A 19,559-nucleotide genomic window follows, 5' to 3' on the forward strand; every position below is an offset into this window, starting at 1 on the left:
TTGGCGACCAGGCCGTTGTCGGAACACGCCGGTTGACGCGCGCTGGCACGAGCCCGGTATCCGCCGGGCAGCGCAATGGTCAGCCCCGCGCGGTGTCATCACCCGCGAGGAAAGGCCGGATCGTAGCAATAACCTCCTCGGGCCGTTCCTCGATCACCAGGTGTCCGGCATCGTCGATCACGCTCAGCCGGGATCCCGGAATCATGGCGTGCAGCCTCTCGCCGCGCTCCAGCGGAATCCAGGCATCCTCCCGCCCCCAGACGATCTGAACCGGTATCGAGATACCCGCATAGGCAGCCTGAACTTCGTCGGTGTAGGCAGAGTCCGCCTGAGCGATTTGCCGGTAGAACGCCGCCTGACCGGCGCTGCCCGTCCACGGCGCGACGATGCCGTCGAGAATCGCCTCCGCCAGGGGCTCGAAAGCGGCCGTCTTCACGTACGCCCGCACGATGGCGTCGTGGATGAAATCCGGCAGCCCGGCGAACGCCGCCTCATGGTCCCGGACGTGCCGAAAGAACGGCGACCCCCAGGGCGAGACCGCGACTGGATCGATCAGCACTAGCTTCTCGAATGCGCGGCCATCGATGAGATAGGTGCGCAGCGCCGTGGCACCGCCGAAGTCGTGACCGATCACCAACGGCCGGTGGAGTTGCCAATGATCCAACAGTGCGCTCAGCACGATGTTCTGGACACCCAGCGAGACGTCGCCTTCCGATTTATCCGATTGTCCGTATCCGAGGAGATCGTAGTAGTAGACCGTATGGTCGGCGGAAAGGCGCCGTATCAGGTGGCGCAGATTGAACGACGACCAGGGCGTGCCGTGCACCAGCACGACCGGCGGACCGCTACCGCAAACGTCGTAGCGCACCGTGCGGCCGTGAAAATCGAACGACCTTTCGAGCTGCCATGCGGTCATCGAATTGTTCTCCCCGTCTGTCGCTGCTCATCACGTGGATCCTGGACGATCACTTTACCCGGTGAAGCGCGCCGGCACCGGGTATACGTTCCCACCGCCCGCCACCAACTGCGACGGCCCGTGTGCCATCGGCCGCGACGCCAGCTGCTATACGTTAAGGGCAGCGGTCCGAGACCATGGTGGCTGTCCGCGCACCGCCGCAGAGGGGGCGATCATGAAGGTGATCGAGACATTCCCGCGCCGGGTGCGGGTGATCGAAAACGCCTGGATCCCGATGTCCGATGGCTGCCGGCTGGCAGCACGCATCTGGCTGCCGGAGGACGCGGATTCCGATCCGGTGCCGGCACTGCTCGAGTACATGCCCTACCGCAAGCGAGACTTCACCCGTTTACGCGATGAGCCACTGCATCACTACTTCGCCGGGCATGGCTACGCCTCGGTGCGCCTGGACCTGCGCGGCTCGGGGGATTCCGACGGCCTGCTGGCCGATGAATACTTGCCCCAGGAACAGGAAGACGCGGTGGAGGCCATCGCCTGGCTCGCCGCCCAGCCCTGGTGCACCGGCGCAGTGGGGATGCTGGGCATCTCCTGGGGCGGCTTCAACGCTCTGCAGGTCGCCGCGCGCCGACCGCCGGGTCTGCAGGCGATCATCACCATGTGCTCCACCGACGACCGCTACGCCGACGATGCCCACTACAAGGGCGGTTGCCTGCTCAACGAGAATCTCGCCTGGGGCTCGGTGTTCCTCGCCTGCGCCGCCTGCCCGCCGGACCCTGCCATCGTCGGCGCATCCTGGCGGGAACGCTGGCGCGAGCGGCTGGACAACGCCGTGCTCTACCCCGCCACCTGGCTGCGTCACCAGCAACGCGACGAGTACTGGAAACAGGGATCGGTGTGCGAGGATTTCGACGCCATCGAATGCGCCGTGTACGCCGTCGGCGGCTGGGCGGACGGTTACAGCAATGCCGTGCCGCCGCTGATGCAGAACCTGAGCGCACCGCGCAAGGCGCTCATCGGCCCCTGGGCCCATGCGTTCCCCCACGTCGGCGCCCCGGGACCGAGCATCGGTTTTTTCCAGGAGGCGCTGCGCTGGTGGGACCACTGGCTCAAGGGCAAGGACACCGGGATCATGGACGAGCCCATGTTCCGTGCCTGGATGGAGGAATACACGCCGCCGGCGCCCTACCATGACGAGATCCCCGGCCGCTGGATCGCCGAGGATAGCTGGCCCTCCCCCCGGCTGCAGAGCCGCTCCTGGCACCTGAACGTGCTCTCCCTGGGCGAACGCCCGGACGCGGAGGACAGGGTATTCATCGCCTCGCCACAGACCATCGGCCTGGCCGCCGGCGACTGGTATGGCTTCGGTGCGGAGGGGGAATCCCCCATCGATCAGCGCGAGGACGACGGCAAGTCCCTGGTGTTCGATTCAGACCCGCTCACCGAGCGCCTGGAAATCTTCGGTGCCCCGACGGTGACACTCGAACTCGCCGCGGATCAGCCGGTGGCCTACGTCGTCGTACGCCTGAACGACGTTGCTGACAATGGTGCCGCCTCGCGCGTGAGCTACGGCGTGCTCAACCTCACTCAGCGGGAAAGCCGCGAGCAGCCGACGCCCCTGGAACCCGGTCGGCGCTATCGCGTAACCATGCGGCTCAACGACATCGCGTACGCTTTCGACCGGGGGCACACCATGCGACTGGCAGTCTCTACGGCGTACTGGCCCGTGGTCTGGCCGGCGCCCCGGCCAGTGAAGCTAACACTCTACACGGGCGTCAGCACGCTCACTCTGCCGGTCCGCCCGGAACGTCGCGAGGACACCGACCTGCCTCCCTTCGACCCGCCCGAGCGCGGACCGGCGCCGGAATACACGACATTGCGCATGACACCGTTCCGCCGCCAGGTCGAGCGCGACCTGACCACCGAGGAGACGCGATACACCGTCTCAAGCGATGGCGGCGATTTCGGCGGCGCCGCCCTCGCACGCATCGACGACATCGACCTCACGGTGGGCTATACGATCCGCAAGCATTACCGCATCCACGAGTACGATGCGTCCCAGGCGCGCACCATCATCGAACAAACAACGCTTCACGCGCGCCAGGACTGGACCACACGCCTGGAATGCCGCACCGAGCTCACGGCCACACCCACCCACTTCCGCATTCAGGGAACGATACGCAGCTACTGCGGCGAGGAACCGTTCGTCTCTCGGGACTGGGACGAATCCATTCCGCGCCACCTGATCTGAGCCGTGACGCGCCGAGCCACCCCGGCTGGCACCACGGGGACGCGCAGGACACCGCCTGCACGGTGGCATGCCCCGCGCGCCGCAGCGATCGTGGTGGCCGCCGCCCTGGCCGCGATCGGCACCCCGGCGCCGGGGGCATCCGGCTCGGATCCGGCCGGGTCCGAGCCGTCACAACGGCGCGGCGCCCTGGTCGACCGGGTCGTATTCACCGAGGAATCCAATCCCGGCAAGGTGGTGGGGCAGATCGAAACCGGCGCCCGCCACGTCCTGGCACAGGGCATCACCAACGCCGTCATCCACCGCCAGCTGCTCAACGCGCGGCAGGTGACGTTCGCCGTATCCTATGGCTCTTCCGCGGAGCTCACGTTGAACCCGGCCGGCCCGGCGCTCGCCGACGGCTCGCTCAACCCCTTCGGTGTGCCGGCCATCCGGGAGGCGTTGAACTGGCTCGTCGACCGCCAGTACATCGCGAGCGAGCTCTACGGCGGCCTGGCGGAACCGCGGTATCTGCCGCTGAGCACCGCCTTTCCGGACTACGCGCGCCTGGCCGCGACGGCACGGAAGCTGGAGCTGGCGTACAGCTACCAGCCCGAGCGTGCTCGCCGCATCATTACCCGCGAGATGAACGCCCTCGGTGCGAGACTGCGCGACGGTCGCTGGCACTACGACGGTGAACCGGTTCGGCTGAAGCTGTTGATCCGCACCGAGGACGCCCGCCGCCAGGTGGGCGACTACGTGGCCAACCGACTGGAAGCTGTGGATTTCGCCGTGGACCGGCTCTACCGCACCGCCGACCAGGCAGCCCCGATCTGGCTGGCCAGCGACCCCGCCGCGGGCAAGTGGCACCTCTACACCGGCGGCTGGGTGTCGACGGTCATCAACCGGGATCAGGCCCAGAATTTCGCCGATTTCTACACGCCGCGGGGGCGTCCCTCCCCCTTGTGGCAGGCCTATGAACCGTCCGACGAGCTGGACGAAATCGCCCAGCGGCTGGAGCGCCGCGACTATGACTCGTCGGCGCAACGCCGTGAGCTGATGATCCGCGCCCTGACCCTCGCCATGGAGAATTCGGTGCGCGTCTGGCTCGTGGATCAGCTCAACCTCTGGCCCCATGCCGCGAACGTCGAGCTGGCAGTGGATCTTGCCGGGGGCGTCGCCGGCTCGCGGCTGTGGCCGTACACGCTGCGCTTCACCGACCGGGTGGGCGGCGAAGTAATCGTCTCCTCCCCGAGCGTGCTCACCGATCCCTGGAATCCGGTGGCCGGCACCAACTGGCTCTACGACCAGATGATGATCCGCGCCCTCCAGGACGCCGCAGTGCTGCCGGATCCGTTCACCGGCCTCTATTGGCCGCAACGCCTCGCCGGCGCCGAAGTGACCATCGTCGAAGACACTCCGGTTCAGCGCACCCATGACTGGCTCACCCTCGACCGGCAGGCGGAGATCACCGTCCCACCGGATACGTGGATTGCCTGGGACGCCGGGGCCGGGCGATTCGTCACCGTCGGCGAGCGTTACCCGGAGGGCCTGACAGCGCGAACCCGCACACGGCTTCGCTTCGAGCAGGGCTACCTGGACCGCCGGTGGCACGACGGCACGCGCATGTCCCTGGCCGACATGGTGCTGCCCTGGATACTCGAATTCGCCCGGGCCGACGAAGCGAGCGCGCTGATCGACCGCAGTCACGTGCCCACCCACGAGACCTTCCGCGAGCATTTTCGCGGCTGGCGGATCGTCTCGCGGGAACCGCTGGTGGTGGACGTGTACAGCGATCAGATCTATCCGGATGCGGAAACCATCGTCGCGGCACGCACTCCAGTGGTGCTCCCGTGGCACGTGTTGGCGCTGGGCATCCGCGCGGAGACCTCGGGGGAGCTCGCGTTCTCCTCCGACAAGGCCGACCGCCGCAGCGTGCCCTGGCTGAGCCTGGTCTCCGGACCGAGCCTGCCGGTGCTCGACCGTCACCGCGAGGGCGCGCTGGCCGACGGCTACGTGCCCTTCCGCCGGACACTGGCGGAATACGTCGGCGAGAGTGCGCCCGCCCGCCGCTACCGCGCCCTCGGCGAGTGGCGCGCCGAGCGCGATCACTACTGGGTCGGTGACGGCCCGTTCTATCTCGAATCCGTGCACCCGGTGGCCGGCACCCTGGTGCTCGCGCGCTTCCCCGACTTTCCCGACCGCAGCGACAAGTGGCTTCGCTTTACGTCCGTGCCGATTCCCGAGCCCGCCGTGGATGGCCCGATCACCGTGGCACTGGACGAATCAGCGCGGTTCCGGCTCTCCATCACTTCCGGGGGCGACCCCTATCCCCCGGAGGCCATCCGGACGGTCAGCTATCTGCTGTTCGACGGCGCCGGCGTGCTGAGTCACCAGGGCACCGCCGAGCCCACTGACGGTGGCTGGCGCATCACCCTGCCACGGGATCGAATCGAGACCCTGGGCGCCGGCGCCAACCGGCTGGAGGTCACGGTGCGCTCCGACCGCGTCGCCCTGCCACGCTTCGCCACCCACGTGTTCGCCACCATCCCGGCGGACGGGGAGCTCCCGCAATGACAGTATCGAAGCCGCAAACGAGGCGACAACGCCGCGGCTGGCTCCGGGATCTGCGGCGGCTCGCGCTGTTCGTGCTCAGGCGTACCCTTGCCCTGCTGGTCACCGTGCTGATGGGCGTCTATCTCACCATCATCATCGCCAACATGGGCGGCCGGGTGGACGAAATCCGCCGGGTACAGATCCGCAGCACCATCGCCGAGGAAGTCCGCGCCAGCCCCGAGTTCAGCGACCTCGGCGCGGAACGGCGCAACGACCTCATCGAAGAGCGCGTACAGCTCGAGGTCGAGCGGCTCAACCTGGACGAGCCGTTCATCTACCGCAGCTTCGACTACCTCAATCAGGCAGTCCGGCTGAACCTGGGGCGCGCCGAGCAGATGACCAGCGATCGGGGCTCGCGACGGGTGCGCGACATCATCACCGAGCGCCTGCCGGCGACCCTGGTGTTGTTCGGCACGGCCAACCTGCTGGTGTTCTTCACCGCCGTGTTCGTCGCGCTGCGGCTGTCCCGGCGCTACGGCAGCGCGCTGGACCGCACGGTCATCGGTCTGGCACCGAGCTCCGCCGCGCCCGGCTGGTTCTACGGCATCTTCCTCATCCTGGTGTTCGCCTTCATCCTGCCCGTACTGCCCGCCGGCGGCATGCTCGCGGTGCCGCCGCCACAGGGAACGCTCGCCTATGCGCTGAGCGTGCTCCAGCACATGGCCCTGCCCGTGGCGGCGATGTTCATCTCCCAGATATTCATCTCCATCTATTCCTGGCGCACCTTCTTCCTCATTCACGCCAGCGAGGACTATGTGGAGATGGCACGGGCGAAAGGTCTGCCCGAGCGCGCCATCGAGCGGCGCTACATCCTCCGCCCGACGCTGGCGCCCATCGTCACGAGCTTCCTGCTGATGCTCATCGGCCTGTGGAGCGGCGCCATCATTCTCGAGCAAGTATTCAACTGGCCGGGGCTGGGCACCCTGCTCTTCCAGGCCATCGGCCACCGGGACACACCGGTGATCATCGGCGGCGTGGTGATATTCGCCTATCTGCTGGCAGCCACCGTGTTCGTGCTCGACATCCTCTACGCCATCCTCGATCCCCGCGTGCGAGTGGGGCCGGAATGAGGGAAGGAGCCACCATGGAGGTCGCCCGATGAGCCGCTGGCGCGAAGGCCTGGCGCAGCTCCGCGAATACCCCTCCGCCATCGCGGGTGCGGTGATCGTGCTGTTCCTCGTGGCGCTGTCGGTCTACACCGTCATCGCCATTCCGTACAGCGAGGCCCTGGAGAAATGGCGCGGCGGCGCGGTATGGCAGCGTAACCCGGTGAACGCCTCGCCGGCGTGGGCGGACCGTCTCGCTGGGGGCAACCTGCCCGCGACGCTCACGGTAACGAGCGCTGCGGCGGATCAAAGCGTCGAGACGTTCCCCGGCGGCCGCCGCATCAGCATCCCGCTCGCGTTCCGGTTCGACGCCGGCGGATTCCCCAGCGAGATCAGCCTGTTCCTGGAAGCGCAGTTCGACAAGCGCCCGCCGTTCGTGCGACTGACCTGGGAAACACCCGACGGCCGCACGATCCCCCTGGGGAGCTATCAGGCCGCCGAGCAGGAGCGCATCGCCCTTTCCCAGGACTGGGCCCTGCAGCGCCGTCTCGGCGAACCCGCCCACGTCGGCCTCTTCGCCCGGCCCGACGGCCAGAGCCCTCCTGAAGTGCAGACCGGCGACTACCGCCTGACCGTGGATGCCATCGTCTTCGAGGAGAATGCCGGCGTCTCCGCCGACCTGGTGGTCTACGGCCAGGTCCACGGCCTCGCCGGCACCGACCACCAGCGCCGCGACCTTCTGCTGGCGCTGCTGTGGGGCACACCGGTGGCACTGGCCTTCGGCCTGCTGGCCACCGTCGGCACCACCGTCACCACCCTCGTGGTCGCGGCGGTGGGCGTGTGGTACCGGGGCTGGGTGGACGCCCTGATCCAGCGGCTCACCGAGGTCAACATGATCCTGCCGATCCTGCCCGTGCTGGTGATGGTGGGCACCCTCTACTCCACCAGCATCTGGGTATTGCTGGCGGTGGTGATCGCGCTGGGCATCTTCAGCGCCAGCGTGAAAATGTACCGCGCCATGCTGCTGCCCATCCGCGAAGCGCCCTACATCGAAGCCGCCCAGGCCTACGGCGCGAGCAACGCCCGCATCATCCTGCGCTACATGATCCCGCGCATCCTGCCGGTGCTCATCCCCACGTTCGTGACGCTGATCCCCACCTTCGTGTTCCTGGAAGCATCACTGGCGCTGCTCGGCCTGGGCGACCCCGCCTTGCCTACCTGGGGCAAGATCCTCAACGACGCCCAGAACCAGAGCGCGCTCTATCACGGCTTCTTCTACTGGGTGCTGGAGCCCGCGGCGCTGCTGATGGTCACCGGCCTCGGCTTCGCCATGTTCGGCTTCGCCCTGGACCGGATCTTCAACCCCAGGCTGAGAAGCGTCTAAATGAGAACTGGTTGGCAATACCGAAGACGAATGACCTAAGATTCAGGGCAAATGACGATTCGGGGCAGGACGCCCATGAGCCGTACCGCACGCATTTACCGCATCCACGAGCTGCTCCGCGGCAATCACCGGCCCGTGCCGTTCCAGCGGTTGCGCGAAGCCCTCGAAGTGTCCGACGCCACCATCAAGCGGGACATCCAGTTCCTGCGCGACCGGCTGGGAGCGCCGCTGGAATACGACCCGCACGCCAACGGCTACCACTACGATGAGCGCGACGGCCCCTTCGAACTGCCCGGCCTGTGGCTCAACCACAGCGAACTCTATGCCCTGCTCGCCGCCGAGCAACTACTGGAGGCGGTCCAGCCCGGCGTATTGAGTGACCGCATCGGCCCGCTGCGCAGCCGGATCCGCCAACTGCTCGGCGACAGCGGCGCCGACGCCGAGGACTTCGCGCAGCGCGTCCGTATAGACAGAGTCACCTCACGTGCGGCTCCCGGCGAGGCGTTCACCCTTGTCGCCGACGCTACACTGGCGCGCCGCCAGCTTGCTTTCCACTACCACGGCCGCGCCCGCGACCGGCGTAGCCACCGGCGCGTGCACCCACAGCAGCTGATCCACTATCGGGGTAACTGGTACCTCTCCGCCTGGTGCACCGAGCAACAGGCCCTGCGGGTCTTCTCCCTGGATCGGATCGAGGGCGCCGAGATCCTGGACGCCCCGGCACAGGACGAAAACCCCACCGCCCACGATCGCCACCTTCGCAGCAGCTTCGGCATCTTCACGGGCACCGCCGAGTCCTGGGCAGTACTGCGCTTCTCGCCCCACGCCGCCCGCTGGGTCGCCGACGAACACTGGCATCCCGACCAGATCGGCCACTGGACGCCGGACGGGCAATGGGAGCTCCAGGTGCCCTACTCCGACCCCACCGAGCTGATACAGGAAGTGCTGCGCCACGGGCCGGACGTAGAGGTCTTAGCTCCAAACGAACTGCGAGAGCACGCCACTCATCGTCTGCAAGAAGCGACTAGACTGTATAAGAAGTGAGGATCGTCGCCTGTAGCGGAGCCGCGTATAATGGTGATGTATAGCGACGCTTACGGAACACGTAACGGTGTTCCTGTGTCATCACCCTACAGGAAAGCTACCGATGGGCGACAAACTCACCCTTAGAGTCGATGAGGAACTCATTAATAGGGCCAAGCGCTATAGTCGCGCACATGGGATAACCGTGTCACAGCTTGTAGCGGAATACTTCGCGTTGCTTCAGAACGGCACAGACAACGAAGAGCATACTTGGCCTCCAATCACGCGTTCGTTATATGGTGCGCTGAAGGGGGCAAATGTCTCGCGCGACGATTATCGAGCGCATTTGGAGCGTAAATACCTCGGCGACTGACGGCGTTTGAGAAGTGAGTCACAAAATAGCGGCACTAAGCTATTACCTTTTTGGATAGTCCAATGTAGAGTATAAACAAGCTGGACGGTGGCTCCATTGAAGCTGGATCGTCCAAAGTAGAGATTCATCAGGACGATGCCGAATCCACCGTCCAGCTCCCAAAGTGCGACTTCCTGTGACTCGGAGCAGCCCCCATGAAGGTGGCCGTCGACATCAACATCCTTCTCGATGCGCTCTTGAAACGCGAACCTCATGCCCATCAAGCAGCACACCTACTCACCGCATTCGAAAGGGGCATCATCGCAGGCCACCTCTGCGCGGCTTCCGTCGACACACTCTATTACCTGCTCAACCGCGCTTCCGACCAACGAACCGCGAAGAGACTGCTGACGGATATCCTAGGGCTCATGTCGATCCTCCCCGTCAATGACCAAGTCATTCTCGCGGCGCTCCAACTCGGCTGGACCGACCTAGAAGACGCGATCATCCACGAATCAGCGAGACTATCGGGCATGGACGCGATCATCACACGTGACAAGGGATTTTCGGCTGGGACCTTGCCAGCGCTAACAGCTACTGAAGTTCTCGCACACCCCCGATAGCCACCGCCGCCCCATGTGGCTGGCTCACCCTGTGAGCTACCCCGTATGCCACAGTCCAGACAACCGCCTAGCGGATAACACACCACTGACAATCGAAAGGGATATTTGAGAGGGGGCCACCATGCAGGCATTAACCTGGAAGAACCTGAAAGAAGCGCTAGCCCATGGCTCCATGCTTCGGATTCAACAGCACTTGGAACCCACCGGCTCAGGTGGACTCGTCTATCCGCCCACCTACGGCGGTGGCGGACACATATTCCGAGAAGCGTGGATCGAAGATGAGCGCCGACAGATAGTGGTGCTCGATTCACCGCAGAGCCAATCCAACCGCATCGAAGAGGCCCTGCTTGCGGCCCATCGCCGGGGCGACATTCGATACCCGGATATCGAAATTACCGTGCCTTCACCCATGGGCCAAGAACACTACTCCATCCTGCAACTGTCCCATCGCGTCTATGACGCGGCGTTGCTGTTGACGGAACAGGACGGCATCCCTTTCAAACGGACCGATGTCGGTAAAGCAATATACGGAGCACGGCTGGAGCGGGCCACCGGCCTTCATGTGCATGCGCCAGTGACACTGGTACTGGGCGGCTGGGACAGCCACAGCGGCGGCGGACCGCTAAGCGCCAAGATCCCCCGCGTGGTCACCTCCGAAATCGTCGGGGTCGATGCGATCCCAGCGCAGCGGGGGGCAGTGAAGTTCGACCCCATGGATATCCGCAAGGGCGCTGGGCCTGTGTACGAAAGCCAGGATCCTGAACGGGTCTTTGAGCTAGACAAGAAACATGCCAAGGAAAAGAAGGATAAAAACCCGTCCGATGTAGGCCTTGGCAACGTGCCGAGCACCGAGGAACGCGGCGCCTCCATTCGCTATGCACTGCAGAGCTCACTCGTCTCCCTGGCCGCCGTACGTCGCCTCCGATTTGAGGACGATCAGGGGCAACTCGACCTGCAAAGGGACCGCGCGGGTCAAGTCAGCACAGTGGCCCTCGGACTCTACGGGCTACTGGCACAGATGGAGGCCGGGTACTTCCTGCGCTCAGGCTGCGACCTCATTCCCACGAGCACGCCGACCCTGGAGGTTGTGGGCCGCACGCTAGAGGAGGTGGAACACTTCGCCATCGGGCCGAACGACGCGCGCGCCCTGCTCGAACGTAGCCTCGAAGAAGCAGAAGAAGTGGGACTCGCCTGGCGCCGCGAGACCATGTCGGTAACCGCTGACGACCGGTTACAGGTACTCGTGCGCCGAAGCCGCGAGACAGCCCAAGCGGAAGAGGAGTAGACGACGTGCTGGTGGTCGAGGTCTCCTTTCCCGGTGGGCGCTGCTATGCGGCGAGCAGCCATGCCCCAGAAGAGCCGGAATGGCCGCCCCATCCTTCCCGACTGTTCTCTGCACTCGTGGCAGCAGCCGGCAACGGGGAAGGCAGTCTAGACCAAGCCCGCCCGGCTCTGGAATGGCTAGAACGACAGGCGCCACCGATGATCCAAACACCGGCGGCCGACCGGAGCCCGGCACCCACAAATTACGTGCCACCAGCAGATCTCAATACCCAAAAACAAGTGGTGGAGCACCCCCTGTTTCGAGTGCGCAAACCGCGTCAGTTCCCAGTCGCCTATCCACTCGGCATTCCGGTAGTGCGGTATGGGTGGGACACCGATGCACCGGCCTCAGTAGTGGACATGCTGGACGGACTTTGCGGGCGCCTCACGCATGTGGGCACCTCCCACTCCATGGCCGTGGCGCGTGCGTATCGCGGTGAGCTGAACGAGCCTGATTTCGAGCCAGGCACAGAGGGCGATGAGTACTTCCGAGTAGTCGCTCCGGGTCGGTTGCAGGAGCTGGAAGCCCTTTACCATCGCAAACATCCTGATGTCCGGCGTCCGCCTTCCGGACTGGAACCATTGAGCGGTTACCGCGACCTGAGGCGATGGACGGCTACGGCCAGTGGCCCCTTTGACACCGTGCACATCCTGCGCCTCGCTCATATCACCCACGACCTGGGCTCGGCCAAAATGCTCGCAGCCGCGATGCGTACCACGGTGCTCGAAGCGTGCAAGGATTCTCCGCCGGCGGCAATTCTGGGACGGTCCGACCGCACTCACGTGGCGTGGCTATCTCTAGGGGATATCGGCCATCGTCACGCACGCGGACGTGTCCTCGGTATGGCAACCGCCCTCCCCCGTGACATGAGCGAAGAGGACCGGCTCACTTTTCTGCAGGCAATGGGAACAGTACAGAACGAAGGGCTACAGCTTCCAGACGGGCGCCGCGTACCGGTAGAACCTCCCGATCCGGAACGACAACCACCCGTGGCGCTAATGCCGGCAACCTGGATACGCCCCGCACGGCAGTGGACCACGGCGACTCCAGTTGTTCCCGATCGGCTCCCCAAACGACGCAATACTGATGCGTATGCGCGGGCCATAGGCGACAGCTTGAGCCGTGCGGGCTATCCCGAACCAGAAGAAATATACGTGCTATCCCGCCCGTTCTGGCAGGGAGCTCCCTCAATTGAGGCGTACAACATCCGCCTGCCCCGATTCCATGCCTTGATCCGTTTCCCGGAGCCGGTGCAGGGACCGGTGATCGCCGGGCGTTTACGGTACTTCGGGATCGGGCTTTTCCGGCCCTCGGAGGAATGACGGCCATGGAGTTCGAAACATTCTTTGAAGCCATTCACGGTCATCGTCCCTTTCCCTGGCAATCTGAAGCAGCACGTTGGCTCTGCGCGGGACGTCCCCCGGAAGTCGTCGGAGTTCCCACAGGATGCGGCAAGACCGCGATGATCGACGTGGCCCTCTACCACGCGGCATATGGAGGGCCAAGACGCATATTCTTCATCATCGACCGCCGTGTGGTAGTCGACGAAGCCTACCTGCGCGCAGAGCGCCTGCGACAGGCGCTCACCGATACAACTAGCGGTCCGCTGGCCGAACTCGCCCAGCGGCTGGGTGAGCTCCAAGTGGTGCGTCTGCGTGGCGGAGTGCATACCGACGAAAGTTGGCCTTGGTACCCGGAACGGGTCTCCATCGTGCTCAGTACCGTCGATCAGGTCGGATCCCGACTTCTTCACCGGGGCTACGGAGTGTCATCGCGCATGTGGCCCGTGCACGCCGGTTTCGTGGGCAACGATGCCCTTTACCTGGTGGACGAAGCCCACCTTTCGAGTCCGTTCGTGGCCACCGTGCAGGCCGCCGCATCCCAAGGAGCCGATCTCCGGCTCATTCGACTTTCGGCTACGCCAGGAGAAAATTCCGGTGACATGCTCACCTTGTCGGAACAGGACCACGAACTCCCTGAGCTGAAACGACGCCTCAACGCCCGCAAACACGTTTCACTGACGTCTGCACCAAGCGGTGACGCGCAATTCGTGCCAACCATGGTGGAACAAGCCGAAACCGTGGCTGCATCGCACGGTTCCGGCGCGGTAATCGGCGTCGTCGTAAACCAGGTTCGTACTGCACGCCGAATCTTCGAACGGCTGCATGGAAAGCGACACGAAACCGTATTGCTCACCGGTCGGGTGCGCCCCAATGACCGCCAACGAACCCTGGACCAGCTGCTACCACGTATCCACGCCGGTCGCGACCGACACCGAGAAGGATCGCCGCTGTTTGTCGTAGCGACCCAGACGGTGGAAGTTGGCGCTGATCTGGACTTCGACGCCCTGGTCACAGAGCTTGCCCCTTTGAGTGCGCTGCGACAGCGATTCGGACGAGTGGATCGCCTCGGCCAACTGGGGCAGAGCAACAACCATATCGTTGCCCGTGACAAATTCCTTCAGAAGAAGGATTCGGCCAAGGCGCCAGTCTACGGCGCTGATCTGCGTGAGAGCTGGCTATGGTTGGAGCAGGCGACGCAGGAAAACAGCGGCATCGACTTCGGGGCTCTGGCCATGGCACATCTCCTTGAGGCCATGCCACCCCCGAAAGAGTCGGCGAGTCACTGCCCCCGGCTACTGCCCACTCACCTGGAACGTTTTGCACAAACCGGTCCCGATGCACCTAGGATGGAGCCTGCGCCTTGGCTGCACGGGCCAAGCCGACCCTATCGGGAAGTCTCTGTGCTCTGGCGTGCCGATCTCAATACAGAACGACCAGAACATTGGCCCGGGCACGTCTTGGAGCGACCGCCACAACTTGGAGAGGCCCTGCAGCTACCCATTCATCTCTTCCGGGAATTGCTCTCCGGCAAGGGACGAGGTGATGCCTCCGACCTGGAAGGTACCGAGGAACCTGGCTCATCGTTTTCCGACCACCTAGGGAAAGTAATGCGCTGGCGTGGCGCGGACGAAGCCGAGATCGTCGACGGCGCCGACGTAGTGCCCGGCGATACCGTGCTCCTTCCTGCCTCCCTCGGCGGCTGTGACGCATTCGGCTGGGCGCCTGGTCATGCCGGCCCTGTAGAAGATATCGGCGAAGCTTGCGCGGTAGCCGAGGACAACAGGGAACGCCCTTTCGTATTGCGCTTGCATCCGACGGTAGACCACTGGATGCCGGCAGAATCGCGCGCGGAAATCCATGAAGCCATTCGAACTCTTCACGCCGCCGAGCACAATTTCGACGAAGAAGACGGGCCCGACGAGGAACACATCGAGACAGCCCGTATCGCACTTAGGAAACGCTTGAACGACCTTGATCATCCTTGGCTTCGTAGGCTTGGCTCCACGTTCGGCTATCGATGGCTCCCCGACGGCTGGCTGGTACTGCGCAGAGAAGGTATCGAGGAATCGGCGGCAAGGGGTACCGACAACGGTAGAAAAGTTCCTCTGAACGAACACAGTGACGGCGTTGCAGCATATGCCGCCAATCTTGCCGCAAACCATCCCGAGCGGGACCGCATTGTCCGAGCAGCCAAGAACCACGACGAAGGCAAGCGCATCCACGGCTTCCAGATTCTACTTCATGGCGATGCGGTGCGGGCAGCAGCCGGCCCGCTACTGGCGAAATCCGGTCTTAGCAGTCGCAGTGCCCAAAAAGCCGCGCGGGAACGATCCGGTCTGCCACGCGGTTTCAGACACGAACTCTGTTCCTTGGACTACCTAGACGATGACGACGGCCTGCTTCGCCATATGGTAGCCACTCACCACGGCCACGGCCGACCCTGGTTCCCACCGCTGGAGGATGAGGATGGGCCTAGCGCAGAGCGAGTCCACCTGCGGGGTCGCTGGGCCTCGGCCTTCGCGAATCTGCTACAGCGGATGGGACCTTGGCGCCTTGCGGAGTTGGAGCTATTGGTGCGTGCCGCCGACATCCGGCGCTCCATTGAGGAGGCACAGGCATGATCGAACTCGACGGCCTGCCCGGAACCACACCTATTGGTTTCATGGCCACGCTTGGCTTGCTACGTGTGCTCGGCGAGGACCAAGGGTTACCGGTACGCCTGTCATGGGATCAGGCCAAACCGCGCTTGCACGGACTCGCTGATCGCGAGGACCTCTTGAGTGTTCTGGTCACCCATATGCAAGGACGTCATAACGATTTCGAATGGAACTGGGCTGATACGGCAAAGGGAGTCACGCCGGAGAACTACAGTTTGGCATGCGACGAAGCGGCACATCGGGCATCCAGTCCCCGTCGCGCCCTGGCCTTTCTTTCGGCTTGGGCTACGGATACGAGTGTTACTGACGATGGCCTGGTTCGCTACACCCGGCTCGATATGACATCGGGGCGGCAACGATTGATCGCTGATCTGCGCAAGATTGCCGCGACCCTGGAAACACCTGAAGAAGCCGAAGGTGCCTTTCATAGGGCCTTGTTCGGAGGACCTTATGAAGATCTGTCCAGTTTCGGGTGGGATCCTGCAACGGTCCGCCAGCACGCTCACGAACCACGCGCTCCGACCAAAGTAAAACCCGCGGGCAAGAGCGGTTGGATATGGCTGGCTGCCGAATCATTGGCCTGGCATCCAGTACTCCCCCGGAGCGACCGAGCGGTTACCACCGGCTGCGAAGTCCTAGAGGGGCAAGGTATGTCCTATTTTTGGGGGCTGTGGTCGGCAAGCGCGGAACTGGGCCCCGAGGAAGTGCGCTTTCTTCGTGCATTGGATTTTCGGCGCCTTTCCCGGCGAATGGGGGTGGAAAGCCTATGGAGTTCCACGTTCGGCAAGAGTGGCAATTACACCATGCTACTACCTGCCCAACGGACGACTGGAACACGTCGGTAGGTCAGCCATGTTTGGTTATCGCACGTTATGACAGCAACCACCGTCCGACTTGCCCTCACAAGCACGCCCTTGCCTCCCATGGAAAGCGCCCTGCACATCGGCGAGATCACTCGCAAGGCGGCAATAAGCCACGCCGACCGGGCAAATGGTGGTCGCGTACCTGCGGTGCTCTCCGGCCACGGACTCTCCGCAGGCAATTGCCATGAACACGCGTTTTACCTGCCGGAGGACTCTGACGACGACGGCTACATCGACCACCTGCTAATCCATGCACCAGCCGGCCTATCACCAGCGGTGATCCACGCCCTCGATTCCATCACCCGCCTGTGGCAACGCGAAGGGCTCGAGTGGCAAGTGCTGATGAAGGACTACGGCAAACCTGCTGATCTGAACGAGTCCTGCTACTTGGGGACGAGCCGGGTGTGGACCTCCGTCACCCCATACCTACACCCCTGGTTCGCGAAGAAGCACTTCGGCATCGCCGAGCAGATCGCCCGTGAGTGCCGGCAACGCAATCTGCCCGAGCCGGCGCGCATCGAGCCGGTGGAGCGGCTAACGGTCGGCGGCACGCCGCGGCGGCCCGTGCACTTCCGGCGTTTCCGAAGCACGCCAAAACGGCTACGCCAGCCGGATACACGGGGGCAGTTCGTCAGGCTGACGTTCCCCGAGCCGATAACCGGGCCGATCGCGCTCGGCTTCGCCTGTCACTTCGGGCTGGGCCTGTTCCGGCCGGAAGCCGGGGAACCGGAGGACTGACAGTGAGCGGATCGCGCTACACGATGCCCAGCGCCGTGGACAGGCCGCGCTCCACCGCCGTCATCTCCTCGGCGCTCAACGTGGTCAGCGGACCGTCGCCGATACAGGCGGCGTCCAGGGTGCGGGGCTGCTCGACGACGACGAAGGAGTCCCGGAGCAGCCGGTCCCGTGCCGGCAGTTGGGGCCGGAAATGCGTCATCGACGCACGCGCCTGCGTAGTGAGAGGGAGGACGATAACCATGCCCGTTTCCAGCGCCAGCAACGCGTCATGCTGCATGATCACCACCGGGCGCATCCTGCCGATCTCACGGCCACGGTTCGGGTTGAGATTGGCGACCCAAACCTCTCCGCGACGCATCACCGCCACCAATCCTCCCCCGCATCATCATCCGCGGGCGAGGGCCGGGACGCCTCGGCCTCCGCTACACTCATCTCCCGGGCGATCTCGTGCGCATCCGCGCGCAGCGTCCGATCACCATAGACCGCCTTCGCCTCCGCGACGAACGCGCCCAGGTAGCGCTCCCGCTCCAGGCGTTCCAGATACTCGCGGATCGCCTCACGGGCAAGCTCCGACCTCGGTCGATGGCTCAGCTCCGCCTCGCGCTCCAGGCGCCTGGTCAGCTCATCGGGAAGGCGGACATTCAGAGTGCCCATGGCACCACCCTCTCGTGTGATGCATGTCAGATCGCTTTACGTAATGTAACACGAAACATGTTACGGCAACGCCATGACGGACCGACAACAGCGTGACCTCCCACTCCCGTTTCCCGAGCTCAACGACGACCAGCCATTGCTGCCGGCAAGGATGATCAACGAGTACGAATACTGCCCGCGGCTGGCGTATCTGGAATGGGTGCAGGGCGAGTGGGCGGATTCCGGGGACACGGTGGACGGGCGCCGTGTCCACCGGCGGGTGGATCGGCGCGACACCCCGCTGCCCGAGCCGGACCCGGAAAGCGACGAACGCCTTCACTCCCGCTCGGTAACGCTCTCCTCCAACCGCCTCGGCCTCATCGCCAAGCTGGACATCGCCGAAACCGAGGGCGATGAGGCCATGCCCGTGGACTACAAGCGCGGCAAGCGCCCACACGTGGAAAACGGGGCCTATCTGCCGGAGCAGGTCCAGCTCTGCGTCCAGGGCCTATTGCTGGAGGAACACGGCTACCGGGTGGAAGCGGGCATTCTCTACTTCCGCGGTTCCCGGGAGCGGGTGCGAATCGCCTTCGACGACGAGTTGCGCGAACGCACCGCGAACGCGATCAACGGCCTCCGGGCGACGGCCGCCGGCGGCCATATCCCGCCACCGCTCGAGGACAGCCCCAAGTGCCCGCGTTGCTCGCTGGTCACTATCTGCCTGCCGGACGAAGTGAATAACCTCAAGCGTCTCAGCGAAGGCGTTCGCCCGCTCTCGGTGATGAACGACGAGGCCATGCCGCTCTATGTGCAAGCCCATCGCGCTTCGGTGCGGAAGAAGGGCGAAACCCTCGAAGTCTCGGTGGAGGACGAAGTCACCACCAAGGCGCGGCTTCGCGACATCTCCCAGGTCGTGCTCATGGGCAACGTTTACCTGACGACCCCCACCCTGCACGAGCTGATGCGCCGGGAGATCCCGGTGAGCTGGCACTCCTATGGCGGCTGGTTTCTCGGCCACAGCCATGGCACCGGTCACAAGAACGTGGAGCTCCGCACCGCGCAGTATCAGCGCAGCTTCGACCCCGCCGCCTGCCTGCACATCGCCCGTCGCCTGGTGGCCAACAAGATCGTCAACTGCCGCACCCTGCTACGCCGCAATATCAAGGACCCCGACGAGGAGTCGAAAGCGCTGCTCGACGACTTGAGCCGTGACGCCCGCAAGGCGATGCGAGCGGAACGCCTCGACGAGCTACTGGGCATAGAAGGCACCGCCGCCGCCCGCTATTTCGGCGCATTCTCACGCATGATCCGCCCGCCGGGCGGTGACGACGAAATGGTCTTCGACTTCACCCGGCGAAACCGGCGGCCGCCCGCGGACCCGGTAAACGCGCTGCTCTCCTATGCCTATTCCGTGCTGGTCCGCGCCTGGCTGGTCACGCTCACCGGCGTAGGGTTCGATGCCTACCGTGGCTTCTACCACCAGCCCCGCTACGGCCGCCCCGCTCTGGCCCTGGACATGATGGAGCCGTTCCGGCCACTGATTGCCGAGTCCGCCGTGCTGACGGCGATCAACAAGGGCCAGGTGCGCCCCACGGACTTCATCAGCGCCGCATCGGCGGTCAACCTGACCCAGGACGGCCGGAAACGGTTCCTCGGGACCATCGAGCAGCGCATGGATCAGGAGATCAGTCACCCGGACTTCGGCTATCGGGCCAGTTACCGCCGGATTCTCGAAATCCAGGCCCGTCTGGCGGCCCGCCACGTCATGGGTGAGGTGCCGGAGTTCCCCGGATTCGTGACCCGTTAGGAGGCACCCC

Annotated in this window: 16 protein-coding genes; 13 read left to right on the forward strand and 3 right to left on the reverse strand. The window is 64.5% G+C overall.

Annotation, left to right across the window (positions count from 1 at the left end; genetic code table 11):
- Window positions 1-79 precede the first annotated feature (79 nt).
- Window positions 80-916, reverse strand: a complete 837-nt coding sequence (locus ACPEES_RS11955) for an alpha/beta fold hydrolase (protein WP_435103718.1) — start codon at window positions 914-916, stop codon at window positions 80-82.
- 214 nt (window positions 917-1,130) lie between these two features.
- Here ACPEES_RS11955 and ACPEES_RS11960 point away from each other — a divergent pair, with 214 nt between their 5' ends.
- The 12 genes from ACPEES_RS11960 (at window position 1,131) to csb2 (ACPEES_RS12015) (ending at window position 17,109) form a co-directional block, all read left to right on the forward strand.
- The gene (locus tag ACPEES_RS11960; RefSeq protein WP_435103719.1) at window positions 1,131-3,164 is read left to right on the forward strand and encodes a CocE/NonD family hydrolase; all 2,034 of its coding nucleotides are present in this window, start codon (window positions 1,131-1,133) and stop codon (window positions 3,162-3,164) included.
- A 90-nt stretch (window positions 3,165-3,254) separates the two neighbouring features.
- Window positions 3,255-5,717 (forward strand): ABC transporter substrate-binding protein, encoded by a 2,463-nt coding sequence (locus tag ACPEES_RS11965; protein WP_435103720.1) that lies wholly within the window; start codon window positions 3,255-3,257, stop codon window positions 5,715-5,717.
- The gene (locus ACPEES_RS11970; protein WP_435103721.1) at window positions 5,714-6,826 is read left to right on the forward strand and encodes an ABC transporter permease; all 1,113 of its coding nucleotides are present in this window, start codon (window positions 5,714-5,716) and stop codon (window positions 6,824-6,826) included. The genes ACPEES_RS11965 and ACPEES_RS11970 overlap by 4 nt, the downstream gene beginning before the upstream one ends.
- Before the next feature lie 28 nt (window positions 6,827-6,854).
- Entirely contained in the window at window positions 6,855-8,186 is a 1,332-nt protein-coding gene (locus ACPEES_RS11975; protein ID WP_435103722.1) for an ABC transporter permease, read from the forward strand.
- Between the two features lie 75 nt (window positions 8,187-8,261).
- Entirely contained in the window at window positions 8,262-9,230 is a 969-nt protein-coding gene (locus ACPEES_RS11980; protein ID WP_435103723.1) for a helix-turn-helix transcriptional regulator, read from the forward strand.
- A gap of 103 nt (window positions 9,231-9,333) precedes the next feature.
- Window positions 9,334-9,582: a DUF6364 family protein gene (locus tag ACPEES_RS11985; protein ID WP_435103724.1), complete on the forward strand. Its 249-nt coding sequence runs from the start codon at window positions 9,334-9,336 to the stop codon at window positions 9,580-9,582.
- A 194-nt stretch (window positions 9,583-9,776) separates the two neighbouring features.
- The gene (locus tag ACPEES_RS11990; protein WP_435103725.1) at window positions 9,777-10,184 is read left to right on the forward strand and encodes a type II toxin-antitoxin system VapC family toxin; all 408 of its coding nucleotides are present in this window, start codon (window positions 9,777-9,779) and stop codon (window positions 10,182-10,184) included.
- Window positions 10,185-10,305: 121 nt separating this feature from the next.
- Window positions 10,306-11,469 (forward strand): type I-G CRISPR-associated RAMP protein Csb1/Cas7g, encoded by a 1,164-nt coding sequence (gene cas7g, locus ACPEES_RS11995; protein ID WP_435103726.1) that lies wholly within the window; start codon window positions 10,306-10,308, stop codon window positions 11,467-11,469.
- Window positions 11,470-11,474: 5 nt separating this feature from the next.
- The gene (gene csb2, locus ACPEES_RS12000; protein WP_435103727.1) at window positions 11,475-12,830 is read left to right on the forward strand and encodes a type I-G CRISPR-associated protein Csb2; all 1,356 of its coding nucleotides are present in this window, start codon (window positions 11,475-11,477) and stop codon (window positions 12,828-12,830) included.
- A 5-nt stretch (window positions 12,831-12,835) separates the two neighbouring features.
- Window positions 12,836-15,472: a type I-G CRISPR-associated helicase/endonuclease Cas3g gene (cas3g, locus tag ACPEES_RS12005; RefSeq protein WP_435103728.1), complete on the forward strand. Its 2,637-nt coding sequence runs from the start codon at window positions 12,836-12,838 to the stop codon at window positions 15,470-15,472.
- A complete protein-coding gene (locus ACPEES_RS12010; protein ID WP_435103729.1) occupies window positions 15,469-16,353 on the forward strand; it encodes a type I-G CRISPR-associated protein, Cas3-extension family in 885 nt (294 codons plus the stop codon). The genes cas3g and ACPEES_RS12010 overlap by 4 nt, the downstream gene beginning before the upstream one ends.
- A 78-nt stretch (window positions 16,354-16,431) precedes the next feature.
- A complete protein-coding gene (gene csb2 / locus ACPEES_RS12015) occupies window positions 16,432-17,109 on the forward strand; it encodes a type I-G CRISPR-associated protein Csb2 (protein ID WP_435103730.1) in 678 nt (225 codons plus the stop codon).
- Window positions 17,110-17,125: 16 nt separating this feature from the next.
- Here csb2 (ACPEES_RS12015) and ACPEES_RS12020 read toward each other — a convergent pair whose 3' ends face one another.
- Together ACPEES_RS12020 and ACPEES_RS12025 are read right to left on the reverse strand one after the other, a co-directional pair.
- A complete protein-coding gene (locus ACPEES_RS12020; RefSeq protein ID WP_435103786.1) occupies window positions 17,126-17,467 on the reverse strand; it encodes a type II toxin-antitoxin system PemK/MazF family toxin in 342 nt (113 codons plus the stop codon).
- Window positions 17,467-17,763, reverse strand: coding sequence for a ribbon-helix-helix protein, CopG family (locus tag ACPEES_RS12025; protein WP_435103732.1), 297 nt, complete (start codon window positions 17,761-17,763; stop codon window positions 17,467-17,469). The genes ACPEES_RS12020 and ACPEES_RS12025 overlap by 1 nt, the downstream gene beginning before the upstream one ends.
- A gap of 73 nt (window positions 17,764-17,836) precedes the next feature.
- On the opposite strand from ACPEES_RS12025, the gene cas4g/cas1g reads away from it, so the two are divergent.
- The gene (gene cas4g/cas1g / locus ACPEES_RS12030; protein WP_435103733.1) at window positions 17,837-19,549 is read left to right on the forward strand and encodes a CRISPR-associated endonuclease Cas4g/Cas1g; all 1,713 of its coding nucleotides are present in this window, start codon (window positions 17,837-17,839) and stop codon (window positions 19,547-19,549) included.
- Window positions 19,550-19,559 lie beyond the last annotated feature (10 nt).

Origin of the sequence: Arhodomonas sp. AD133, from assembly GCF_051195215.1 — a bacterium.
Classification (GTDB): domain Bacteria; phylum Pseudomonadota; class Gammaproteobacteria; order Nitrococcales; family Nitrococcaceae; genus Arhodomonas.